The following is a 21,530-nucleotide window of genomic DNA, read 5'->3' on the forward strand; positions in this document are numbered from 1 at the left end:
ATTATCAAAGAACAAATTCAAATCCGCCTCTTGTGTCATCGTTAAAAGGTTGTATGAAATATAATCTTCTATATCCATATCTTATATTCATCCTTGTTAATTATGGCGTTTTCTATCTGTAATGTAAACAGTCACTGGCCTTAAGATGTGCATCTTCCTATGATCTATATCGTAGAGCCTTTGCAATATGTCCATAGAATGTGTATTAATAAATAGAATGTCGTTAGATATCAGACATAATTCTGTAAAAGATATAGCCTATTAAAAACTTTCAAAGTATCTAAAAATATGTAAATATTCCATAATAGAATAAGATAAAGTATAAACTTTTTATTCGAGTATGATTTTATTTAGTAATTATGCAGAAAACTAAAACTATAACGTTCGATCCATTCAAAAACGGAGTAGACAGTTTTGTCGTCCAACTTTATACAATGTGTACGTCAAACCCCTATAAAGAAACTTGGAGTTTAGATGAAATTTACAGAGCCCGGTACCCAAATTCCACTCAAGACAAGTCAAAAAATATGGAGATTTTAAGAAATAACTTAAAATGGTTAAAATCAAAGGAAGTTATAGAGTATCCAAACAATAATTCAATCAAATTGATAAAATATAGATTAAGCAGTCTGATTGACGGTGTCTGAAATTTGAATAATGTCTTTTTTGTTTCTTAAAGTGATATTTAATTAATATTTTGAAATTAGTGTCCTTACTGCCCCTCATTTTTTTCCCTCATTTTTATACCCGCAGAATATCTCAAAGATTGATTACCTAAGGGCATTAATACATTCAATAGGTAACAACCAAAGACCCGATCTTGGTTGACTTGAGATCTTTATTAAATAATTTCTTCTCCTACTTGCTATTGACTTGGCTTTGACATTATTTGAAACTAAAATCAAACTTCTCTGTAAGCAAAGTTTTTGAGGGTTATGATTGCTGTAACTCAAATGATCCCGATTTTCCTGTTGGTAATAGTGATAATAATAATGGTGATGATATTTAATAATAGGTGTTCTACTCTTTGAATCTTTCTAAATCTTTACTATGCTCTATCAATAAGTCATAGTCATTGAAAATATCATTTCTGTATCATTTTCTGATTTAGCTCCTATAGCCTAGCCTAGTCTAGCATAGTTAATGGTAACTTCATTTATCATTTTTAATAACGATACTTTATCCATTGAAAGTGGTAAGTATTGTATAAAATCATTCAGATTCCTACTGGATGTTCATAAATAACATTATTGTAAATGGGAATAATTAGAATGATATATTTACTTTAAATGAAAATTACTAAAGTAACAAATATTTAATAAATTATCACTCAACAGGGTTAATACAAAAGGAATAATCATATCCTCCTGATCTTTATCACAACTATCATCGATTTGGAATCATTGGTTCTTTGGTTTATTAAGATGTACCTTCATCTTGTTAATCTAAAATAAATCCTTTATCAAATCCCCTCAAGTATATTACCTTACTTTTTACTTTCTTGTTATTTAGCACAATAGGTAGGTTTGGTTTATTGTGGTGATTAAAAAGTATTGATAATCTAGGTAAACATCCCAAATAATTATTGTGATAATGATGCATATTTAGAAATGAAACGGGGCTCAAATTATGGCTGTACGAATAATATTCCAGATCACAGATAAAGTCGATAATTGTGAATTGGTTGTCCGCGAGCCAATTTTGACTAACACTCTCTCGGTCCAAATTAAATTGGATACATTTATTATGTCTGCAATTACCGTCTTGTCCAATAAGATAATGGTACTTTTTGATATATAGAGAGTTAGAGTATCATATTTCAAAATTGAACCCAATTGAATGTTTATATAATTATTAATCGTTATCAATATTGTGATATTATAGGCAATGAATATCATTGAAAATGAAATACCATACCTGGTAGAGGCAAGAACTTGCGGGTGTAATGAAAGGGGGAAAAGTGTTTCATATCATTTTATTGAATCTTCTCATGCCTTGTGTATGAACAAAGTAGAATTGATCTCCGGTCAGATCCAAGCTTGTGAAAGGTTATTGAAATTAGCCAAGGAAGATGGTGAGATTGTTTTGTTAAGAGATGAAATATCTAAATTGAAATTGGCTTTAGAAATAATACAACATAAGTAGTGAATAGTCTAGATGATAATTCCAAAAAGAAATTTCCACTTGATTCCCTTTTTTTGGTTTATGTGACCGTCACTCGATCTCTTTCAGGCACTACAGACTGAACCTTCTTAGATGATATGATGTTTTCGTTTAAGAATTCCTTGTATTTCATTTTAACTATGTATCCTCAAGTTTAATCTTGCTCACTTTGTAAATTATATATTAAGTAAATTATGACCAGATAAAGAAATACCATTTAAAGTGACTATTTGTAAAAAATAATCTAGGTAGTTCTAATTTATATGTTTGAAAAGCATATCTTTATCATGACTGACATCAGATGCAACATTATCCCCGAACCGCATCGCGATCGAAAAGCCGTATTTAGACAATCCACTTTAAAGAGTCCCTACATTGATGGAGATGACTATGAAGACGTTCAATCTATAAAGATCTCTTATATCTGTGGTAATTGCGACTTTATTCTTGCAAAAAATATTCATTCAGATCAGATTGTCCAACTTTTAAGTACAAATAGTAAAGGATTAGACATTGTGTTACAGTGCCCAGAATGTAAAGAATTCAATGAATTGAATTCAGAGACACATCCTTCCTAAATTATTTATCATAATATCCACGATAAGAAAATTTCGGTTTTAATTAAATTCACTATGCCATTCTGTTCCTTAATCTAGTCACGTTATCCACTCATGGGATAGACTGATGTAGAAATTACTAATCTATTTGTTGTTTATGTTTACATTTCTTATTACAAAAATAATGGAAACCTCACAGTTTACAACATAAGACATTTCTAGGGCTTTTGTATTATTTTAAGACTTTAGATCAACACTATACTCTTTGATAAGGTGTCAACCTATTTTGATGCTTTTTATCAAATTATCTTTCTCCCATCTCTACAGCCGAATATCTTGATGAGCTTGCCGGATAAAGATTTAGACGATCTGCTACCCGACGGATTGAAAAAAAAGTAGTGGATACTTGGAATTTGGGCAGTATTATTTAAATAAGAGTAATTACACTTTACATAGAAAAATATAGATACCTTTAATACCTTTTCTGATTAAGATTGGTTGGAAAGGAAAGATAAAACAAGATTGTCTGGAAAGTCCCAACTAATTGAAAATGATCATGCCATGTCTACACTTGACTTTGGCACCATGGAGTTTATGAAATGGTTAATGGAAGTAGAGACAGGATCAAAAGAGTGTCTAATAATAGTTAAAGATTTTTTCGAAAACAAATATGTGATTTTGTTTGATAAGAATATTTCTAGTTCGGTTATAGTTTGTTACAGAGAAAGCATGCCTTGGTGTATTACTTGTGATACTGATGACTGTGGTCATGTAGGATTCGCAATATGCCTTAAACAACACTATGATAGAAACGATCAAATTATTTGCTGATTAAATCGTATATTTAATCAGCATCGGTTTTGTTTCCTGTGTTCGATGGTAGCGATTCTTTACCCTTGTCCCGATCTTTTCTATATCTCTCAGTAAATTTCCAACCATATTTAATAACATAGGGTGAAATGAACGTGGTGATGATCGTCATAGTTCCTACCATTGGTAATATGAAGGAACTTGCAGCTCCAACATCTATTCCACCCTTTGCTACCACCAATGCGATTTCTCCCCCTGATGAAGATAATCCTACAGCGGCCCGTGTTGAAGACATCTTACTCACACCTTGTATTCTAGAGGCAAGGTAGACTGTTAAGAATTTTGCACCTATTGAAACCCCTATTAGTACTAGTGCTGGGATGATAAACTGTGGAATAAGTCTAAAGTCCATCAGTGCTCCAACAGAGACAAAAAATAAAGCAGCGAAAATATCTTTAACCGGTGTGGCCAAAACACTAGTTACAGCATGTGACCTTGACTCTGCTATTAGGACGCCGGCAAAGAATGCTCCAGCTGCCACTGATATTCCCAACTGAAAAGATATAAATGCAAATCCAAAAGCAACGCCGACGGCTGCGACGATTAATACATCATGTTGATTGGTTCTTGCAACAACGTCTATTAATTTTGGAACTATCTTTGATCCTACTACCAGTACTCCAGCAATAAATCCCATAGTAATTGCTATTGACGTAATGACCTCATTGACGGAAATATCTCCGCTCACTCCAGCAGATTGGAATATGGCTAACAAAGAGATTACAAGAATATCTTCTATGATCGCAGTACCTAGTATCAAAGTGGCGGCTTCATCTTTCATCATATTGAGTTCTCCTAAGACTCTCATAACAATGACTGTACTTGTTACTGATATTGCTAATGCTATAAACAAACTATCATAGAATCCAAGTCCTAATGCCTGTGCGGTAAAGAATCCTATAGCTAATGTTCCGAATGCTTCGCTAGTAGCTATGATGATGGCTTTCCTGCCTATTCTTCTTAGTTTCTGTATGGGGAATTCCATGCCTACTGTAAAGAGTAACAAGATTACACCCATTTCGGCAAATAAATTAAGGACATCTGAATTATGAATAAGGCTAAAAGGTGGAGTATAAGGACCGATGATAATACCTGCAACAATAAAACCAATTACTACAGGTTGTTTTAGTCTGTAAAAAATCAAAGTCATTACAGAAGCAATTATCATTATAACTGCAAAATCTTGTAAAATTTGTTCAATCGGTATTTCCACAACAAAAGTTGTCGTTTACGTTATTTAAATAATCACGCTAGTCCAAATTTAGTCAATGTAGTTATTGATACCAAACAGCTGATTTCATCTTTTTTTTAAATCAAGTAAATCCTAAACTAGATACTTATCTGTTCTGGAAAACATGGCAATAAAAAATACTTTTGTCTCATACAGGAAGATGAATTAATACGAAGAGATACAATATGGATCCTTTGATCATAGATTAACAATAGCGTTGAAACCTATCCTATTCCTCTTATGTTTTTTGACCAATTTTTTAGCATCTGTCTTTTCCATGTTATTTTGAAACTTTTGGGGGAAAAGCATGGCATTGAAAACAATTCATCCTTGTACTTTCTACATAAAGTTTCCTATTTACTGTTTTCTAGGGGTGATATAGTATGAATTGATGCTGAAATCCTTTTTTATAATCTAAAAAATCGGCATCATTTTAAACGAAATTGTTTGGTCTTTATATCTTGTTATTTTCTATTCCAGGTTGGCTGCTAGGTTATACAATCTCTTATCTATAAAATCCTTAGTTATCATTGTAGGTGATTCTATCTTTAAATCCCGCGGGAGAATTTTGTTTATTTTGATAAATAATTTAATCTTGTCATTTGTATTTTCTTCGTAAATACACTTCATGATCATACGTTTAACCGTATTTACATTAATCATATTATACTAATGATAACAATGTTTATATTCATATCTATTACTTTGGATTTGGATACATCAGTTTAATTCTTTAAATTAAGTTATGCCTACAAATAATCAAATTGGATGTGGTTGATTGTTCTTCTTTAGGTGAAATTAGGAAAAACATTGATTCAATAGACATGGAAATTGTTTCACTATTAGTTAAACGAGGTAAATATGTACAGCAAGCCGCGAAATTTAAGAGTGATTATTCTAATATAGAGGATAAAAAGAGGGTTGACGACATTATTGACAAAGTTACAAACTATTCACGAGAATTGAATTTTGATCCTACTGTGATAGGAAAAATATACTCTTTTCTGATTGAGGTTTATATTCAATTTGAAAAGAAGAAGTTTCTAAATCCCTAGTAGTCATACATTTTATTCTTTGATGCAAATCTTATCCATTTCGTTCAACTTCATATGCCCAAGAATTTATCTTTCTGATTTAAAAGGTGCTTTGGTATATCAAATTTCTATAGCCTTTTACTAGATTTTCTTTGCCTAGTGAAGAAAACAATGCATTAATTATATGATTGCCTATTTTGGATACCTGATTAGATCTGGCAGGCCTGACCCTTCTTTTAACTACGCTGCATTATAAGTTGAATCATGAAACATAATCAATTTTAATAAAATACAAATATTAATTCAGTCAAAGATATAATTGGAACTAGATCGTTAATGAAAATATCAGATAGGATTAGTCGAGTTGAATATGCAATTCGAGATATTATGTTACATGCAAAAGAATATCAAAAAACTGGAAAGGAAATTATGTATTTAAACATAGGTGACCCCGTAGCTTTTGATTTTAAAACTCCGTTGCATATTAAGAATGCCCTAGTAGATGCACTTGCTAGTGATAATGACTATTATACTGATTCTGAGGGCTGGAATGAACTTAGACAATCTATTGTAGGGAAAGAAAAAGACAAAAAGGGTCTGGACTTGACCCCTGAAGATGTTTTGGTTACAAATGGAGTATCTGAGGGATTGGATATGGTTATGGGTTCTATAGTTGAAGACGGCGACCAAGTTTTGCTACCCGGACCATATTATCCTCCATATTCTTCTTATGCAAAATTTTATGGTGGCAGAATAACTGAATTTGAGATACATGAAGATGGTACACCTAATTTGGATGACATAAAAAATAAGATTTCATCAAGATCGAAGGCGATTTGTATCATTAACCCTAATAACCCCACAGGTGAGGTTTTCAGTCGTAAGAGTCTAAAATCTTTGATAGACATAGCTGCCGAAAATAACTTGTATATCATTTGTGACGAAATTTACGATGAAATTGTTTTTGATAATGAATTTAGTGGGATTGGAAGTGTTTCAGGAGATGCCCCAGTTATTCTACTCAATGGATTTTCCAAGACTTATTTGATGACCGGATTGCGGTGCGGATACGTATGCATGAATAACAATTCCAGACAGCTCGATCCACTAAGGCAAAATATTTTTAAGCTTGCACGGGTTAGAATCGCATCTAACTTTCCAGTTCAAATTGCTGCAAATGCTGCTTTACACGGTTCACAGGAACATTTACCCATAATGGTACAGAAATTAAAGAAAAGAAGAGATTTGGTTTACAAAAGACTTAATGAGATCGATGATGTGGAATGCACCAAGCCAAAAGGTGCTTTCTATATGTTCCCGAAAATAGAATTGAGCAATAGATGGAAAAATGATTTAGAATTTGTAATTGATTTGTTAAATTCCACTGGCGTTTTAACAGTCCACGGTTCGGGATTTGGAAACTCGGGAACGGGCCATTTTAGAATTGTATATCTACCACAAGAGGAAATACTAGAAAAATCTATGGATAAAATACAAGCATTTATCAAAAAAAGGTCGGCCTAATGTTGTTGTCGTTTGTGCCGTTGATGCCTTTGTATTTCAATTTATAGAAATTTATCTTGCCTCTTTCTTCTCCCAAAGTAAACAAGCACTAGACCTATAGCGTACATAGCTACCGTAAATTTTTCATTAGTTATTTCAGAGTTGAAAAAATTATCAACGAAAAATTCTGGCCCTAATTCTGTTGAAATGAGAATAAGGTTTCTAATTAATATGATGGTTGCCATTATTATAAATAGTACCCCAAGCGGGAACATCCATTCTTTACGTCTATCTCTGATTCTCTTATCTATCTTATCAAAGTCCATTTTCTAAGCTATTATATGAAAAAAATGTTTATACCAGCTTTATCCCTGGATGTTTTATTTTATTCTGCTTCGAAGCATTAAGTATCATCGGAGTCATAACTTCCGCTTGATAAGATAATGAAAGTGGGCCTAAATAAATCGACCTCAGACCATTTATTTCTGACACTAGATCCGAGATCTTTGCTAGAGATTCTTTGTTATCAGTGCAAATAAAAGTGTCGGCATCAAGTGTGGCTTCTATATTTTTAAGTTTTATTTCGGAAATTGTATGGAAAGCTGAAACTATTTTATTACATTTTGGTAAATTTTCTGCAACCAACGTCCCAGCAGATTTTTTCCCTTCTTGAAAAGGAATATAATAGAATCCATCCTGGTTTCTACTCATAGGAACTATAGGCGAAACTACAATGCAATTGTCATCAATAATGTTTGCTAATTCCCCACATGTGCTTTGGATATTTTCATAAGGGATGGAAAGTATCAATACGTCACTCTCCTTTGCTACTGAGAGGTTATCGTTGCCCCTGATAATTCCTTTGACTTTATCAGCATATTTGCTATTTTTTATATTTTTCATATGATTTTCTGAGATAGTTTGAGCTTTTTGTTTATCTCTTGAGCCCAGTATGATTTCATGGTTTGTACACCATCTTAAAGCAAACCCTTCGCCCATGCCACCAGTTCCTCCTATGATTCCAACTTTCATATTAATGTGTTAGATATTAAGTTCTGATATATTAAAGCACGTTTGGAGAAGAATTTGATGAGTTCTAACTCTAAGATTAAATCACAATATGTTAATATCCTTTTTTTAAGATATAAAAGAAATTTAGCCTGTGAGAATTAGAGTTAAGAGCATCGTGGAGCTGATTTTAGGATTATTTGTATTGCTTCTTCATCCCCTTTTCAACCGTCCCTAGTTAGTTATTATATATTCAATCATTGAATCAATTTGATTACTAATTTATCAGATTTGTAGACCTGGTTTACATTGACAATCAATCCTCGTCTTTTCCTTTGATATTAGTGACTTAAAATACATCAAAGAACCTTCTAAATAATGACTTTTTACACCACCACACAATTACAATTACTGTAATCTTTATGAATAGTTTAATATTGAAATAATTTTTAATATATTTTAAGTAAATTATGTCGCTTATTATTTTCATGAGGCACGGTCAAGCCTATAACAATGTCAAAAGACTGTTAGTTGGAAGAAACCTTGAATCTCACTTGACCGAATTAGGTCGAAAACAGGTAAAACAAAGTAGCGAATTATTAAAGACGATTCCGATTCACAAAATTTACTCTAGCCCCGTAATTAGGACTGTAGAAACCGCAGAAATTGCATCTGATACACTAGGTCTGGATTACGAATTAGATGAAAGATTATTTGAAATCGAATTGGGAAAATTGGTTGGGCTTTATTATGATGATGTTTTATCTGCTCACGGTGACCTATTTGCAAAATTTTATTCAGATAACGATGACGAAAACTCCTTACTCGAATTTGAAGTGGAATCCTTTGGCTCTGTAAGGGAAAGAATTCGAAATTTACTACACGAATTTGTCGAAAAACATGTAGGTGAAAACATCCTCTTGATTTCCCATTTGGATCCCATCAAAGCTGCGATTTCGCTGGCTATGAATATAAAGCCTTCATCAGTATATAGCGTTCAAGTCCCTAATGCTTCTATTAACGTATTAAAAAATTATCAAGATAACTTGTCATTATGTGGTCTTAATATTCTAAATATGGAACGCTATCTTACGGAATTTTGATTTCTTTATTTAATTTGATTGATTTTATTTTCATTTCTTATTTTTTTTGATCGTATGTTTTAAATTTACCAAATTGATATAGCAAAAACCTTAAATGACAGAAAGATTCACCAATCCAAAGAGAGTGGAGATTAAGGTATGGCTTTTTCCTCTATTAACAAAGCATTGTTGATTTTCATATTTAGTTCTATGGCTGTAATAAGTATTCAAAGTATACTGCAAATAGTTTATGCTGCTGAGGGTGGTGAGACTGTAATCCGTAGAGTTGAGATCTGGGGTTTATTTTATAGAATGATGGTTGCAGCTTTCATAGTTGGGGCTATAGTTCAGGGTTTGAATGTTTATATTTCTTGGAGATTTAGGGAGTCTAATCCCCGTTTCAAAAATATTGGTAAAACTGGAGGTCAAATTTAGTGGGGCACAGTACTCCGGAATGGGTGTATATAGGCGCCGTTACCGCGATCCTTATTTGGGTGGGGGCAGAATCATGGAATATAGAACATACTTTAGAGTATGCCCCTCCCAACTCAGAAACCGTAAGAGTAGTTGGTCAGCAATGGTTTTGGTCATTTGAGCATGCTGATGGTACTCAAGAAATAAATGAGCTCCATGTAAAGGAGGGGATACCTTACAGGTTCGAGATAGTTTCAAATGATGTCGTTCATAGTTTTAGCGTGCCTGATTTTGCTATGCTCATGGACGCAGTTCCTGGTAGAGTTAATACAATGTGGAATGTATTCGATGAACCAGGCGAATACCTAATTGAATGCAGGGAATATTGCGGTATGCTACATCAGGATATGAGAGCAAGATTATTTGTTGAACCTAATACCGATAATGCTACTGCCGTTACAAGTGGATCTGAACCCACAATATCTCAAGGCACTGGAACTGCTACGGTAATTGCACCGGGTGGAAGCGAAGTAGGGACTACAGGAAGTGGAACGATGAGAGTAGTTGAACCAGGAAATATGACTCAGACGGCTGCCAATGATTCTACTGCTGCCAATAATGCAACAAGTGGTAACGGCACTTCTTCTGGAAATGCCTCCTCAACAGCTGCAGCCTCTGGTCCAACCTTGTCTATTCCTGCGGGTGCTTCAACTGCTGGAAATCCAGCTTACGCTCCAGACACTTTAACAGTTAAAAAAGGAGATGTAATCACAGTGTCAAACGATGATACTGCTCCTCACACGGTAACCAATGGAGCCAGTCCCGGTGATGCTGATGCTGGTAAATTGTTTGATACCAGCATAATAATGCCTGCAGCAACAGCACAAATAGATACGGCTACCGTAGAAGCAGGAGATCATCCTTTCCATTGTACTGTCCATCCCTTTATGACCGGAACACTCACAGTACAATAACCGCGTTTTTTTATTTTTTATTTTTTTGAAACAAATAGATATAGATATTATAATAAAAACAATAATTATTTTTGATATTTCTGGTTATTGACACTTTTTTATATATTTTAATATATTTTGTCAGAAGGAGGGATCCAAATGCTTTTATAGACTCGTTCCAATTTTATTGGATATAGGGGTGTTATTGTCAAGAAAATGGTTCTAGAATTAAAAAAACCTCGACCCATATGGGAGATCATATTTTCTACCCATCATACTGATATCGGGTTATTGTATATTATTGCCTCAATGACGGCACTATTTGCTGGAGGCGGTCTAGCTATGGCGATCAGGGCCGAATTATTTTTGCCTGGCATACAAATATTCTCTGGCCAAGCAGATTTTGCAAGATTTTTCACGGTCCATGGAACAACTTTATTGTTTTTGTGGCTGATCCCATTTGCTTCTGGGGTTGGTAATTATCTAATTCCTATTATGGTTAGATACAAAGATATGGCGTGGCCAAAACTCAATGCTGTCGCATTTTGGATGATTCCTCCATGCATGTTCTTGGTTTGGGGAGGATTCTCTGATACGACTTGGAATGCCTATCCGCCATATTCCATATTAAAAGCTCCAGGCCCTGCCGCGGATATGTGGATAGTCGGATTAAAGTTGTTGGGATTGTCTTCTGTACTAGGAGCTATTAATTTCACTGTTACTATATTAAAAATGAAGCATCCCGACCTGCCGTTGATGAAAATGTCACTTTTTGCCTGGGCAACGTTGGCGACTTCACTAATGATTATTGTAGCTATTCCTACATTTGCAGCATCATTGGTAATGCTCTATACGGACAGGCTGGGAGTGACTGGCTTCTTCAATCCGGAAATGGGTGGAGATCCTATAGCGTATCAGCACTTGTTCTGGTTCACATTCCATCCGGAAGTCTACATATTTGTGCTTCCTGCCATTGGTATGATGTATGAGGTAATTCCTACCTTCTCAAGGAAACCTCTATTTAGCTACTATTCCGGTGTGGTGGCGTTGATAGTCATATCGGTTATTGGCTTTGGATCATGGGCGCACCACATGTTTGCAGTAGGAATGAGTTTTACCGAAAAGACTGTTTTCATGGTTGGGACTTTAGCTGCGGTACCCTCATCTGCCATGCACGTCTTTAACTTCCTAGCTACCATGTGGGGTGGGAGGATCAAATTTGCTGCACCAATGCTGTTTTCGGTAGGAGCCATATTGCTATTCTTCTCTGCGGGAGCGGGAGGTGTTGTAAATACCGCAATGCCACTAGACTTCTTGACTCATGATAGCTATTGGGTAGTCGGGCATTTCCACTTGTTCGTAATGGGAACGATATCATTGGCGTTCACCGGGTTCATCTACTATCTATTCCCGTTGATAACAGGAAGAATGTATGATACTAAATTGGCGAAAATACATTTCGTGATGACATTTGTTGGAATAGCTGTAATATTTGGAATCCAACATATTCTGGGACTATACGGATTGCCTAGAAGAGTTGTGGACTACCTGCCAATACCAGAGCTAATTATTATGAACCAAATAGCTAGTTTTGGAGGTTGGGCTATAGGCGCATCTTATGCACTATTCTTGTATAACATGATAAAGTCTGCAATGTTTGGCAAACCAGCTAATCCAAAGGATCCATTCGAATTAGGACACGGAGTTGAATACTACTATGACTACGCACGACGAGAACCACATCACTAGAACTTCACCTAAGCGATTCATGAAGGGGTTGATAATTATTGTCATCCCTCTCATTTTCCTGGGAACTATTACTATTGTATTTTGGGAAAATACTGCCAGCATACCACCACCTGTATCTGCTCCACCTCCTGCTCCACCACCTGCTCCAATCAACGCCCCAGGAGCAGCATCTGAAACGGCGAGTACCGGTGCAACATCTACTTCAAATGCTGCTGCACCTGCTTCAGGTCTTTCAATCTCCATTCCTGCTGGTGCTGCAACTCCTGGAAACCCGTCTTACGCACCTGACACATTGACAGTCAAAAAAGGCGATGTAATCACGGTGACAAACGATGATACTGCTCCTCACACTGCAACAAGTGGCACTGGACCAGAGGATCCTAACTCTGCAAAACTATTTGATACAAGCATTATCATGGCCGGTGATAAAGCACAAATAAATACAGATAGTTTGGAACCAGGGGACTATGATTACCATTGTACTGTACATCCCTTTATGAAGGGAACGATTACAGTACAATAATTTTTTTAGTACATTCAATATAAGATAGATCAAAAAACAAAGCCATGAATTACGATAAGTTTCTTCAGATTTTTTCAATTGGTACCTTATGCGTATTGTTTGGATTGATGACCCTTGGGGGATATGTTAGTTCTTCAGGTGTAGGCTTGTCTTGTCCGCATTGGCCATTATGTCCACACGGGTTGATTCCTTCCTATGAGTTTTTGATAGAATATATACATAGGACAACTGCCGCTTCTACCGGGCTCTTGGTATTTTTGACCATGATATTTGTACTTCGCGGAAAGCATTCTCTCAAATCGACCAAGATGTTTTCAATCATAGCAGCAGCTGCTGTTGTGGGCCAAATAACATTGGGGGCAATAGTTATTAATGAAAAATTACATGCAGATCTAGTAACTGCCCACTTGGGTTTGGGCTTGGTCTTGTATAGTAGCATGATATATGTTGTAATAAACATATTCTATACAAATCTTAAACTAAAATCCTCACTAAGTTCATCTAAGTCGTCCAGAGGTGATAATAGTAATACTCCTGAAGTAAGTTCCCCAACTTAGCAATAGATGAATTGTAATCTGTGATGCCATCATTTTCTGTAAAAAAATGAAGAAAGAAGAAAAAACGATTTCAGTAAAAAATCTTAGATCATATTTTATGGTGGTTTTTTTGGCGTTGTCCATATATTCCTCGATTCCGGCACACTTTTTTGCCGCAGATGCTCATATCGATCGTTTTGCTTCGTATAATGCCTCAGGAATGGGAATAGGTGATAAATATTATGTAATACAACAGTTAGAACCTGAATATGTAAAACCTAATGAGCCATCAAAAATTATGTTTAGTATCCAGGATAAACACGGTAGGGACGTTCATGATGTTACAGTCTTAGTTGAAATATATTCTATAAATGGAGAACGCGTACTAGTGATCCCATGGACTACACTCGAAACAGGAGATTTCAATATCCCATTTGTATTTACAAAAAATGGCAATTATCAAATTGTATTGAGTATACTAAATGAAGACGTGGGTAGTCGCAAAATGCTTGATACGATTCCTCCACCTCGAACTATTTTGAATGATAGTGTAAACTGCAGTTGTGAAAGAGCAGTATTTAATGTTTCTATAACCGAGACTTTTGGATTAATCTCTACTATTGCTGTATATGGTACAATTTTTGGGGCAATCATTATTTTGGGAATCGTATTAATCTGGATATTTGTTAGTAGAAGAAAAAACAAGTCCAAACCTGGCTAATGATGAATCCTTTAAATAATCAGAATCTTTTCGAATTTGTGTGTAACAAGAGCTTTGCAGGAAACCTAATTTATGTGATATTGGTAAGATAATGATTGAGTGAAGGGTGATAGCGATTACAATTTATTCGTTATCAGGGAATTTGGTGTCCAAATCTATAAGGAATTAATAGTATCATTTAATCCTTTGTGACGATAAGCCGGGTACTAAACAAAGGTTAAATTTATTTCAAAAGGATATTAAAAAGAAAGTTACTAATTATGAACCAATCTTATTAGGTGGATCTCTTTTTCCTCATCAGTTCGCATTTATATTCTACTACTTTTCTACCAACTTTGTATCAATCCCTTATCATGAAGGAAAAAATTTGGCTTGGGGTTTTCGAACGTCTTTTGGAGTAATATTATAGTAAGCAGGTATATTTGATAAGGTCAGAAAATAAAACATCTTGTCTTTTTCTACTTCCTTTTCATTTCTGGCGACGGAAGCAACATCATAAAATAGTTATAAATCAGTGTCGTTGTGCAGTCAATATCTATTTTAATATTAATCATCAATTCGTCTTAGTTGTATTTATATTGTCGTTTGCCTTTTTTTCTTACTATGAATAAATTAAAGAAAATCTCTTTAATTTTTACATTAAGTACCTTTGTTATAGCGCTACTTGCATTAGTAACTTTAAACGCCTTATTTATAGTGGGTGGAGTTGCTAGCTTTGTGATGGCTTTATTTTATCTGTATTTACAGAGGGCTAGACAATCATTCAAGAAAGATTTGTTGGATGCAATGAAATAACCCTTCAATTATTTTTTGGTTGAATGATTATTTTTCCAATGGAAAATATTATCCATCAAGAAACTTCGAATATTCTACTACACAGGTGGTCTTCCTCCAGCTTTGATTCATATCTTTGAAGAGAAGATATTTTGATGTTTTCTATGTTTTAGGCAGCTATACAAATCAAATAGTTGTTCTTGTATCGTGTAGTTTGCCAATTCACAATTATCGGGTTCTCGTTTCTATTAGTGGTATTTTATTGGTGTTACTTGCCTGTTTAGAATAAGAAATCTGTCCCAATTTTTATAGATTCATGTTTTAGAGCATGTGTATTATATGATATGATATGATATGATATGATATAGTCTATTGTATTTACTATTATTTCACCGTCATCTAGAATGCAAGACTGTTTGTCCTTTAATTAATGAAGTTTTTCTTCTTAACCTGCTGACACGTTATCTTGATCAAATTATTTCTTCTTTGGATATTTCGAAATGTCTGAAACCCTGCAACCCATAAGGAAATAAACAATCATTGGTATATCAATTGTGCAGGAATGTGACTTGTCTCGTACATATATTGTAAAAGTAAAGTTTGATCCCAGTGGTCAATTTGTGGTTGATGAGGCAACAATGGAGATCAAAGTTTCATTAAGATGTGTTCCTGTTAAAGGGAAGGCAAATAGGGAGATAATAAATATCATTTCAAAGCATTTTAAGATAAGACCTTCAAATATTAAGATAATCCATGGATTGTATTCTAAGACTAAGGTGATTCAGATCGTCTGATTCTTAGACTCTCACCAAAGTTGTTTCATTAGGGATAGTAATGGGTCATCAAAGTTTTAAGCTGTGACTTGAATTTGTTTAATAAAATTTATCGGTGTCATACCTAAATATCTTCTGTGATATGATTGTTATCAAAAAGAGATCATATATCAATGCATATAGAGAATAAAATAGTCTGTTACTCTGTTTGTCTTTCCAATAATCTTTGTATTATCTTTTCACCTATTACTGCTGATGCTAATTCTTGTCCTTCTTTGGTTTGGGCTGCAATATGTGGAGTGCACACTATATTATCGAGTTCTAGTAACTCTTTGTTTGTAGGAGGTTCGACTTCATAAACGTCTAGAGCTGCTCCACCTATTCTTCTATTTTTTAAACAGTCCACAAGTGCTTCTTCATCTATTACTTCCCCTCTTGATGTGTTGATCAAGAATGCATTATTTTTCATTCTTGACAACATTTCTTTGTCTATGAGATGCTTTGTTTGTTCAGTATATGGAACATGGCATGTTATGAAATCTGAACTTTCCACCAACGTCTTGAGGTCTGTTGTAATGAGAGAAACTTCTTGAACAAAGCTCTTATCAATTGGAACCACATCATATCCTATCAGGTTCATTCTTAACCCCCTTGCTAGTCTGGCTACATTTCTTCCAATCTTTCCTAATCCAATAATTCCCAAATATTTACCTTTTAGTTCTACTCCAATTAGATCTTTTTTAATCCATTTACCATTCTTGGTAGCATTATTGGCAACTGGTATATTCCTGCTTAGTGAGAATAGAAATCCTAATACTAATTCAGAAACTGCGTTTATTGAAGCCTCCCCTGCATTAATTACTTCGATATTGTTATTTTGGGCTTCATTTGTGTCTATATTATCCAGACCAACTCCTACTCTTGCTATTATTTTTGCTCTCTTTGCATTTTGTATTACCTCTTTTGTTATCTTGGTCCTACTGCGTACAACAATCACGTCATAGTCTTTCACTTTAGATATTAATTCTTGATTTGTTATCTCAGGTAAATATTCAACAGTGAGTCCCGCCTTTTTTAAAATCTCCATTCCCTTTTCGTCAATGGAATCGCATACTATTACACTGCCATCAATTTGCATATTTGAAAACTTTTTAATGGGAATATATTGATTACTTTTTTATTTTAAGGAAAATGTTTCCAATGTTAGGGAGACCTAACTGATTCGACGAATCTATTAGCATACTTATGTGTTTCTTTGATCAATAATTGTATTAATAATAAAAATACTTATAATACATAACGCCGTTATTAACAGTATGACCTCAAAAGAACTAGATATGGATTATAGTAAATATGATTTTAAAGATTCCACCCAACTTTATGTATATTTAAGTAAAAAGGGCCTTTCTAGGGGTACGGTAGAAGAAATAAGCAAAATGAAAGGGGAACCTGATTGGATGCGTGATTTTAGATTAAGGTCATATGACGTTTTTATGAGTAAACCAATGCCAAACTGGGGAGGAGACTTGTCTCACATAGATTTCCAGAATATTTATTATTACGCTAAGGCTGCCGAAAAGCAAAGTAAGAACTGGGATGACGTTCCAGAGTCAGTTCGAAATACCTTTGAAAAGTTAGGTATACCGGAAGCAGAAAGAAAATTCTTAGCTGGGGTAGGGGCACAATATGAATCTGAAACAGTTTATCATCATTTGCGTGAAGATCTGGAACAACAGGGTGTAATATTCTTAGATACTGATACCGCAGTTAAAAAATTTCCTGATTTATTAAGAAAGCATTTTGGAAAAGTTATTCCGCCAGAGGACAATAAATTTGCAGCACTTAATAGCGCTGTATGGTCAGGCGGTTCATTTATTTATATTCCTCCAAATGTAAAAGTGGACTTACCATTACAAGCATATTTTAGAATTAATGCTGAAAATATTGGACAATTTGAAAGAACTTTGATTATTGCAGATGAGGGTGCCGATGTTCATTATATTGAAGGATGTACTGCACCTGTATATTCTACCGAGTCATTGCATTCTGCTGTAGTCGAATTGATTGCAAAAAGAGGAGCACGAATTAGATATACTACTATTCAAAATTGGAGCAAAGATGTATACAACTTGGTTACAAAGAGAGCATACGCTTATGAAAATGCATCTGTTGAATGGATAGATGGCAATCTAGGTAGCAAACTAACGATGAAGTATCCTGGCGTTTACATGTTGGGTAAGAATGCTCATGCCGAAATTGTGTCCGTTGCCTTTGCAGGAAAGAATCAACACCAAGATGCTGGTGCAAAAGTGGTCCATCTCGCACCCCATACTACATCCAGAATTACTAGTAAATCTGTGAGTAAGGATACAGGAAGAACCACTTATAGGGGATTATTGCATGTAGCAAAAGGAGCCTATGGAGTAAAATCAAATGTTCGCTGTGATGCATTATTACTTGATGAATTTTCAAGGACTGATACATATCCATATGTTGAAGTAAATGAGGAGGATGCAACTATTACTCATGAGGCAACAGTGGGAAAAATTGGTGATGAACAAATATTTTATTTAATGAGTAGAGGCTATTCTGAATCTGATGCCTTGAGTATGATTATAGGTGGATTTATGGAGCCGTTTACCAAAGAACTCCCAATGGAATACGCTGTAGAACTAAATAGAATGGTAAAAATGGAGATGGAAGGGTCAGTAGGTTAATGGTTAATTTAGCCTCATCACTAGTCTTTTTATTTTTTCATAAAGATTGATTCATAATGATCCAATTATCATTGCTGTCAGAAAATAATGTACATGAAATACTGTCCAAAAATGAAAGTGAACCCCAGTGGATGATGTCTTCTAGAAAGGCGATTTTGTCAAAGTTTTCTGGTTTACCAAATGAGGTTTCACCATTATATTCTAAATACAGTGGATTAACTGTTTTAGAACCAAACAAAGTTTATTTTTCCAATGAGAATACCTCTTCTATTTCAAAAGACCTTGAAATGAGACTAGAGGAAATAAGGTCCTCTCCAAGTGTACTTTTAATAGGTTCTTCTGTTGTACACATTTTTGTTCCAAAGGCTTTATCCAAAAAAGGTTTAATTATTTCGACAATTCAAGACGCCATGAAAAACAATTCAGAACTGGTGAAGAAATACCTTTTAGATAACTCTATCAATTACGAAGAAGATCGTTTTCTCGCATTAGGTTCCTCCGCATTTCAATCTGGATTCTTTATTTACATTCCAAGAAATATGATGATTGAGGAACCGATTAGAATCGTATATTCTTTAAAAGATGATCGCACCTCATCAATTTGTAGGAATATTGTTATCGCTGATGAAGGCTCAAAAGGAACAATAGTACAAGAATTATACTCATCATCTACTACATTTTCATCATCTTCATCCTCAAATCCAGAGGTATCAAAGACAAATAATGAAGCTAAAGGAAATGATGCAGGTGATAATAGACAAGAAAGCTATTTTGAGGTTCTTGAATGTATTGTCAAACCAGCTGCGGAACTTGAGTTCATTACTTTGCAATCTATGAATTCTGATACTGTTTGTGTTGTTAATAGAAAGGCCTTTGTTGAAAAGGACGCCAAGATGTCTTGGTATTCTGGAATGTTTGGTGCACGCCTTTGTCGATTCAAAACCGATAGTGTCATGAAAGGCTCAGGAGCACGAGCTGAAGATGTAGAAATAGTTTTTGGCACAAATAATCAATCATTTGACATCTCTTCTAATCTTGATCATATTGGATTTAGTACTAGAGGCAAAGTGCTGGTTAAATCAATTGTAAAAGATGCAGCCAAATCCTTATTTAAAGGAATGATAAAAATTCGAAAGGATGCACAAGCATCAGAATCTTATTTGGCCGGACATGCAATATTATTGAATAAAGGTGCTCAGGCAGATGCCATACCTGGATTGGAGATTGAGACCAACGAGGTCAAAGCTACGCATTCTGCGTCCGTTTCTCAGATTGATGAAGAACAAATATTTTACTTGATGTGTAAAGGGTTGGATAGAGAAAGTGCAAAGCGGGAGATAATAAATGGGTTTGTAGAACCTTTATCTAGAAAAATGGGTCCATTTATTCGTGCTTGGATAAGTTACCTGTTTGAGAACAAGTGGACTGGAAAACCTCTAATGTTAAAGGGCGATGAGGTCATGGAGCAGATTCTTGAAGTAGAAAAATCACGTTACAAAGAAACTGCAGATATATTTGAGAAACATTACAAGTACCGGTAAAGGAAAATTTTCGAAAGATGAGCTTTACGTCTTTACTTTTATTTTCAATATTTGAGTTAGGTGTTATGAATTGACAGGCACACAAAATTGGATTGATGTTTCCCAATTTCTCAAGTTAAGGAAAGGAGAAATGGACGAATTTGATTATGAAGACAAAAAAATCATGATTTTGAATCTAAACGGCGAGTTTTGCGCCTCAGATCGCATTTGTACTCATGCATACGTTGACCTCACCGGGGGTATTTTGAATGAATCTGAAAGAACAGTAACCTGTCCATTACATTTATCGTCTTTTGATCTGAAAAGTGGTAGCGCTTTGAACCTGCCTGCAGAAAAGCCACTTGAAATTTATCCGATGAAAAAGGAGAAGAACAAGTTGTTGATTTTGATATAATTGTTACTACCGGCGCATCATTTTATGTCTGTGTTCTAGGCCTCTCTTAAATCACATATTCAAAATAAGTCACTGTTTGATTAATCTGAGTAATGATTCTACAGCTCCATTAATCGTAAATTCAGACGATTCCATAAAATCTATTTTATTTTTCTTTAGTTCAAGTGAAGTTTTTGGTCCTATTGAAACCACCTTATTTATGTTCAAGTCTTGCAGTACCTCACTCTCATTTTTGCCATCCGAAAATTGAGAGAATTGATGATAAATTATTTTAAAAAAAGATCTAACTGTGGAGGGGCTTGTAAAAATCAGAAATGTTTTTTCAACGCGGTCAGGTAATTCCAATAACTTCTTCCATTCCTCTGAATATGATGCATTTTTATTTTCTCTTATTTCATAAAAGAAAACTTGATCCAAAATTAGATGTTCAAATTTCGTATCGATATAATTACTAGACTTTACCGATTCTGCACTTCGGGGCATCAGGATTTTTGGGATTTCTTTTTGATGTTCTGTTTTACCTTCTCTATCCAAGTTTTCTAAAAACTCAATTATTTCCGATGAAGAATATTTCTTGTCGATGATATTGGCAGAAGATCCTAACTTTGACTTAAATCCATATCCTTGCAGTATTTTTTTGGTCTTAGGTCCAATTACTATTATGTTTGTCTTATTTAACTCCTCGATAATTCTTTCATAGTTGTGTTGGTTTTTTGCGATTTCAAAAAATGTCTTGACTGCATTTGAGCTCAAAAAAATACAATAGTTATAAAAACCACTGCTGAGTCTTTTAAAAGACTCTGTTACTTCTTGTGAATCGATTTTGTTGAAAGTTACGGTGGGTAACGCAATCAACTCAATCTTATCTAATTGAGCTTGGTCAATGTTTTGGTTTTGAATATCATCCGTCAATACTCCTTCATTTGTGATCACAATAATTATCTCTTCCAACTTATCTGATTATCTCTTTCTTTTTATTTGGATCAT

Annotated in this window: 23 protein-coding genes; 18 read left to right on the forward strand and 5 right to left on the reverse strand. The window is 34.6% G+C overall.

What is annotated here, in order from left to right; all coding sequences use genetic code 11:
- The first annotated feature begins 359 nt into the window (after positions 1-359).
- The 4 genes from NMY3_RS05465 (at position 360) to NMY3_RS05485 (ending at position 3,551) form a co-directional block, all read left to right on the forward strand.
- Positions 360-647 carry a hypothetical protein gene (locus tag NMY3_RS05465; protein WP_196817911.1) on the forward strand — a complete coding sequence of 96 codons (288 nt, stop codon included), beginning with the start codon at positions 360-362 and terminating at the stop codon, positions 645-647.
- Between the two features lie 1,240 nt (positions 648-1,887).
- A complete protein-coding gene (locus NMY3_RS05470; protein WP_196817912.1) occupies positions 1,888-2,145 on the forward strand; it encodes a hypothetical protein in 258 nt (85 codons plus the stop codon).
- 305 nt (positions 2,146-2,450) lie between these two features.
- Positions 2,451-2,741 (forward strand): hypothetical protein, encoded by a 291-nt coding sequence (locus tag NMY3_RS05475; RefSeq protein ID WP_196817913.1) that lies wholly within the window; start codon positions 2,451-2,453, stop codon positions 2,739-2,741.
- 501 nt (positions 2,742-3,242) lie between these two features.
- Positions 3,243-3,551, forward strand: a complete 309-nt coding sequence (locus NMY3_RS05485; RefSeq protein ID WP_231100315.1) for a hypothetical protein — start codon at positions 3,243-3,245, stop codon at positions 3,549-3,551.
- Between the two features lie 13 nt (positions 3,552-3,564).
- Here NMY3_RS05485 and NMY3_RS05490 read toward each other — a convergent pair whose 3' ends face one another.
- Positions 3,565-4,803, reverse strand: a complete 1,239-nt coding sequence (locus tag NMY3_RS05490) for a cation:proton antiporter (protein WP_231100316.1) — start codon at positions 4,801-4,803, stop codon at positions 3,565-3,567.
- Positions 4,804-5,591: 788 nt separating this feature from the next.
- Between NMY3_RS05490 and NMY3_RS05495 the strand changes: the two genes are divergently transcribed.
- Positions 5,592-5,876 (forward strand): chorismate mutase, encoded by a 285-nt coding sequence (locus NMY3_RS05495; RefSeq protein WP_231100406.1) that lies wholly within the window; start codon positions 5,592-5,594, stop codon positions 5,874-5,876.
- 315 nt (positions 5,877-6,191) lie between these two features.
- Positions 6,192-7,379 (forward strand): aminotransferase class I/II-fold pyridoxal phosphate-dependent enzyme, encoded by a 1,188-nt coding sequence (locus NMY3_RS05500; protein WP_196817916.1) that lies wholly within the window; start codon positions 6,192-6,194, stop codon positions 7,377-7,379.
- Positions 7,380-7,420: 41 nt separating this feature from the next.
- On the opposite strand, the gene NMY3_RS05505 is transcribed toward NMY3_RS05500, so the two are convergent.
- On the reverse strand, positions 7,421-7,684 hold the full coding sequence (locus NMY3_RS05505; RefSeq protein WP_196817917.1) for a hypothetical protein: 264 nt from the start codon (positions 7,682-7,684) through the stop codon (positions 7,421-7,423).
- Positions 7,685-7,712: 28 nt separating this feature from the next.
- Positions 7,713-8,390, reverse strand: coding sequence for an NADPH-dependent F420 reductase (gene npdG / locus NMY3_RS05510; RefSeq protein WP_196817918.1), 678 nt, complete (start codon positions 8,388-8,390; stop codon positions 7,713-7,715).
- A gap of 446 nt (positions 8,391-8,836) precedes the next feature.
- Between npdG and NMY3_RS05515 the strand changes: the two genes are divergently transcribed.
- From NMY3_RS05515 to NMY3_RS05555, 9 genes are all read left to right on the forward strand, one after another.
- A complete protein-coding gene (locus NMY3_RS05515; protein ID WP_196817919.1) occupies positions 8,837-9,469 on the forward strand; it encodes a histidine phosphatase family protein in 633 nt (210 codons plus the stop codon).
- A gap of 138 nt (positions 9,470-9,607) precedes the next feature.
- Positions 9,608-9,883 (forward strand): hypothetical protein, encoded by a 276-nt coding sequence (locus NMY3_RS05520; protein WP_196817920.1) that lies wholly within the window; start codon positions 9,608-9,610, stop codon positions 9,881-9,883.
- Positions 9,883-10,836 (forward strand): cupredoxin domain-containing protein, encoded by a 954-nt coding sequence (locus NMY3_RS05525; protein WP_196817921.1) that lies wholly within the window; start codon positions 9,883-9,885, stop codon positions 10,834-10,836. The genes NMY3_RS05520 and NMY3_RS05525 overlap by 1 nt, the downstream gene beginning before the upstream one ends.
- A 195-nt stretch (positions 10,837-11,031) precedes the next feature.
- The gene (locus tag NMY3_RS05530) at positions 11,032-12,564 is read left to right on the forward strand and encodes a cytochrome c oxidase subunit I (RefSeq protein WP_196817922.1); all 1,533 of its coding nucleotides are present in this window, start codon (positions 11,032-11,034) and stop codon (positions 12,562-12,564) included.
- Positions 12,533-13,087 (forward strand): cupredoxin domain-containing protein, encoded by a 555-nt coding sequence (locus NMY3_RS05535; RefSeq protein ID WP_196817923.1) that lies wholly within the window; start codon positions 12,533-12,535, stop codon positions 13,085-13,087. The genes NMY3_RS05530 and NMY3_RS05535 overlap by 32 nt, the downstream gene beginning before the upstream one ends.
- Before the next feature lie 44 nt (positions 13,088-13,131).
- Positions 13,132-13,644: a COX15/CtaA family protein gene (locus NMY3_RS05540; protein ID WP_196817924.1), complete on the forward strand. Its 513-nt coding sequence runs from the start codon at positions 13,132-13,134 to the stop codon at positions 13,642-13,644.
- Positions 13,645-13,690: 46 nt separating this feature from the next.
- Positions 13,691-14,344 (forward strand): hypothetical protein, encoded by a 654-nt coding sequence (locus tag NMY3_RS05545; protein WP_196817925.1) that lies wholly within the window; start codon positions 13,691-13,693, stop codon positions 14,342-14,344.
- Positions 14,345-14,947: 603 nt separating this feature from the next.
- Positions 14,948-15,139, forward strand: a complete 192-nt coding sequence (locus NMY3_RS05550) for a hypothetical protein (RefSeq protein WP_196817926.1) — start codon at positions 14,948-14,950, stop codon at positions 15,137-15,139.
- 548 nt (positions 15,140-15,687) lie between these two features.
- Positions 15,688-15,912, forward strand: a complete 225-nt coding sequence (locus NMY3_RS05555; protein WP_196817927.1) for a DUF167 domain-containing protein — start codon at positions 15,688-15,690, stop codon at positions 15,910-15,912.
- 178 nt (positions 15,913-16,090) lie between these two features.
- On the opposite strand, the gene NMY3_RS05560 is transcribed toward NMY3_RS05555, so the two are convergent.
- Complete coding sequence (locus NMY3_RS05560; protein WP_196817928.1) at positions 16,091-17,029, reverse strand: D-2-hydroxyacid dehydrogenase; 939 nt, start codon at positions 17,027-17,029, stop codon at positions 16,091-16,093.
- Positions 17,030-17,207: 178 nt separating this feature from the next.
- On the opposite strand from NMY3_RS05560, the gene sufB reads away from it, so the two are divergent.
- The 3 genes from sufB to NMY3_RS05575 all read left to right on the forward strand — a co-directional run bounded on the left by sufB (position 17,208) and on the right by NMY3_RS05575 (position 20,543).
- Positions 17,208-18,608 (forward strand): Fe-S cluster assembly protein SufB, encoded by a 1,401-nt coding sequence (gene sufB / locus NMY3_RS05565; RefSeq protein ID WP_196817929.1) that lies wholly within the window; start codon positions 17,208-17,210, stop codon positions 18,606-18,608.
- A gap of 56 nt (positions 18,609-18,664) precedes the next feature.
- Positions 18,665-20,149 carry a SufB/SufD family protein gene (locus tag NMY3_RS05570; protein ID WP_196817930.1) on the forward strand — a complete coding sequence of 495 codons (1,485 nt, stop codon included), beginning with the start codon at positions 18,665-18,667 and terminating at the stop codon, positions 20,147-20,149.
- A 70-nt stretch (positions 20,150-20,219) separates the two neighbouring features.
- Positions 20,220-20,543, forward strand: coding sequence for a Rieske 2Fe-2S domain-containing protein (locus tag NMY3_RS05575; protein ID WP_231100345.1), 324 nt, complete (start codon positions 20,220-20,222; stop codon positions 20,541-20,543).
- Positions 20,544-20,612: 69 nt separating this feature from the next.
- On the opposite strand, the gene NMY3_RS05580 is transcribed toward NMY3_RS05575, so the two are convergent.
- A complete protein-coding gene (locus NMY3_RS05580; protein WP_196817931.1) occupies positions 20,613-21,494 on the reverse strand; it encodes a uroporphyrinogen-III synthase in 882 nt (293 codons plus the stop codon).
- Between the last annotated feature and the right edge of the window lie 36 nt (positions 21,495-21,530).

The sequence above is a fragment of the Candidatus Nitrosocosmicus oleophilus genome (assembly GCF_000802205.1).
Classification (GTDB): Archaea; Thermoproteota; Nitrososphaeria; order Nitrososphaerales; family Nitrososphaeraceae; genus Nitrosocosmicus; species Nitrosocosmicus oleophilus.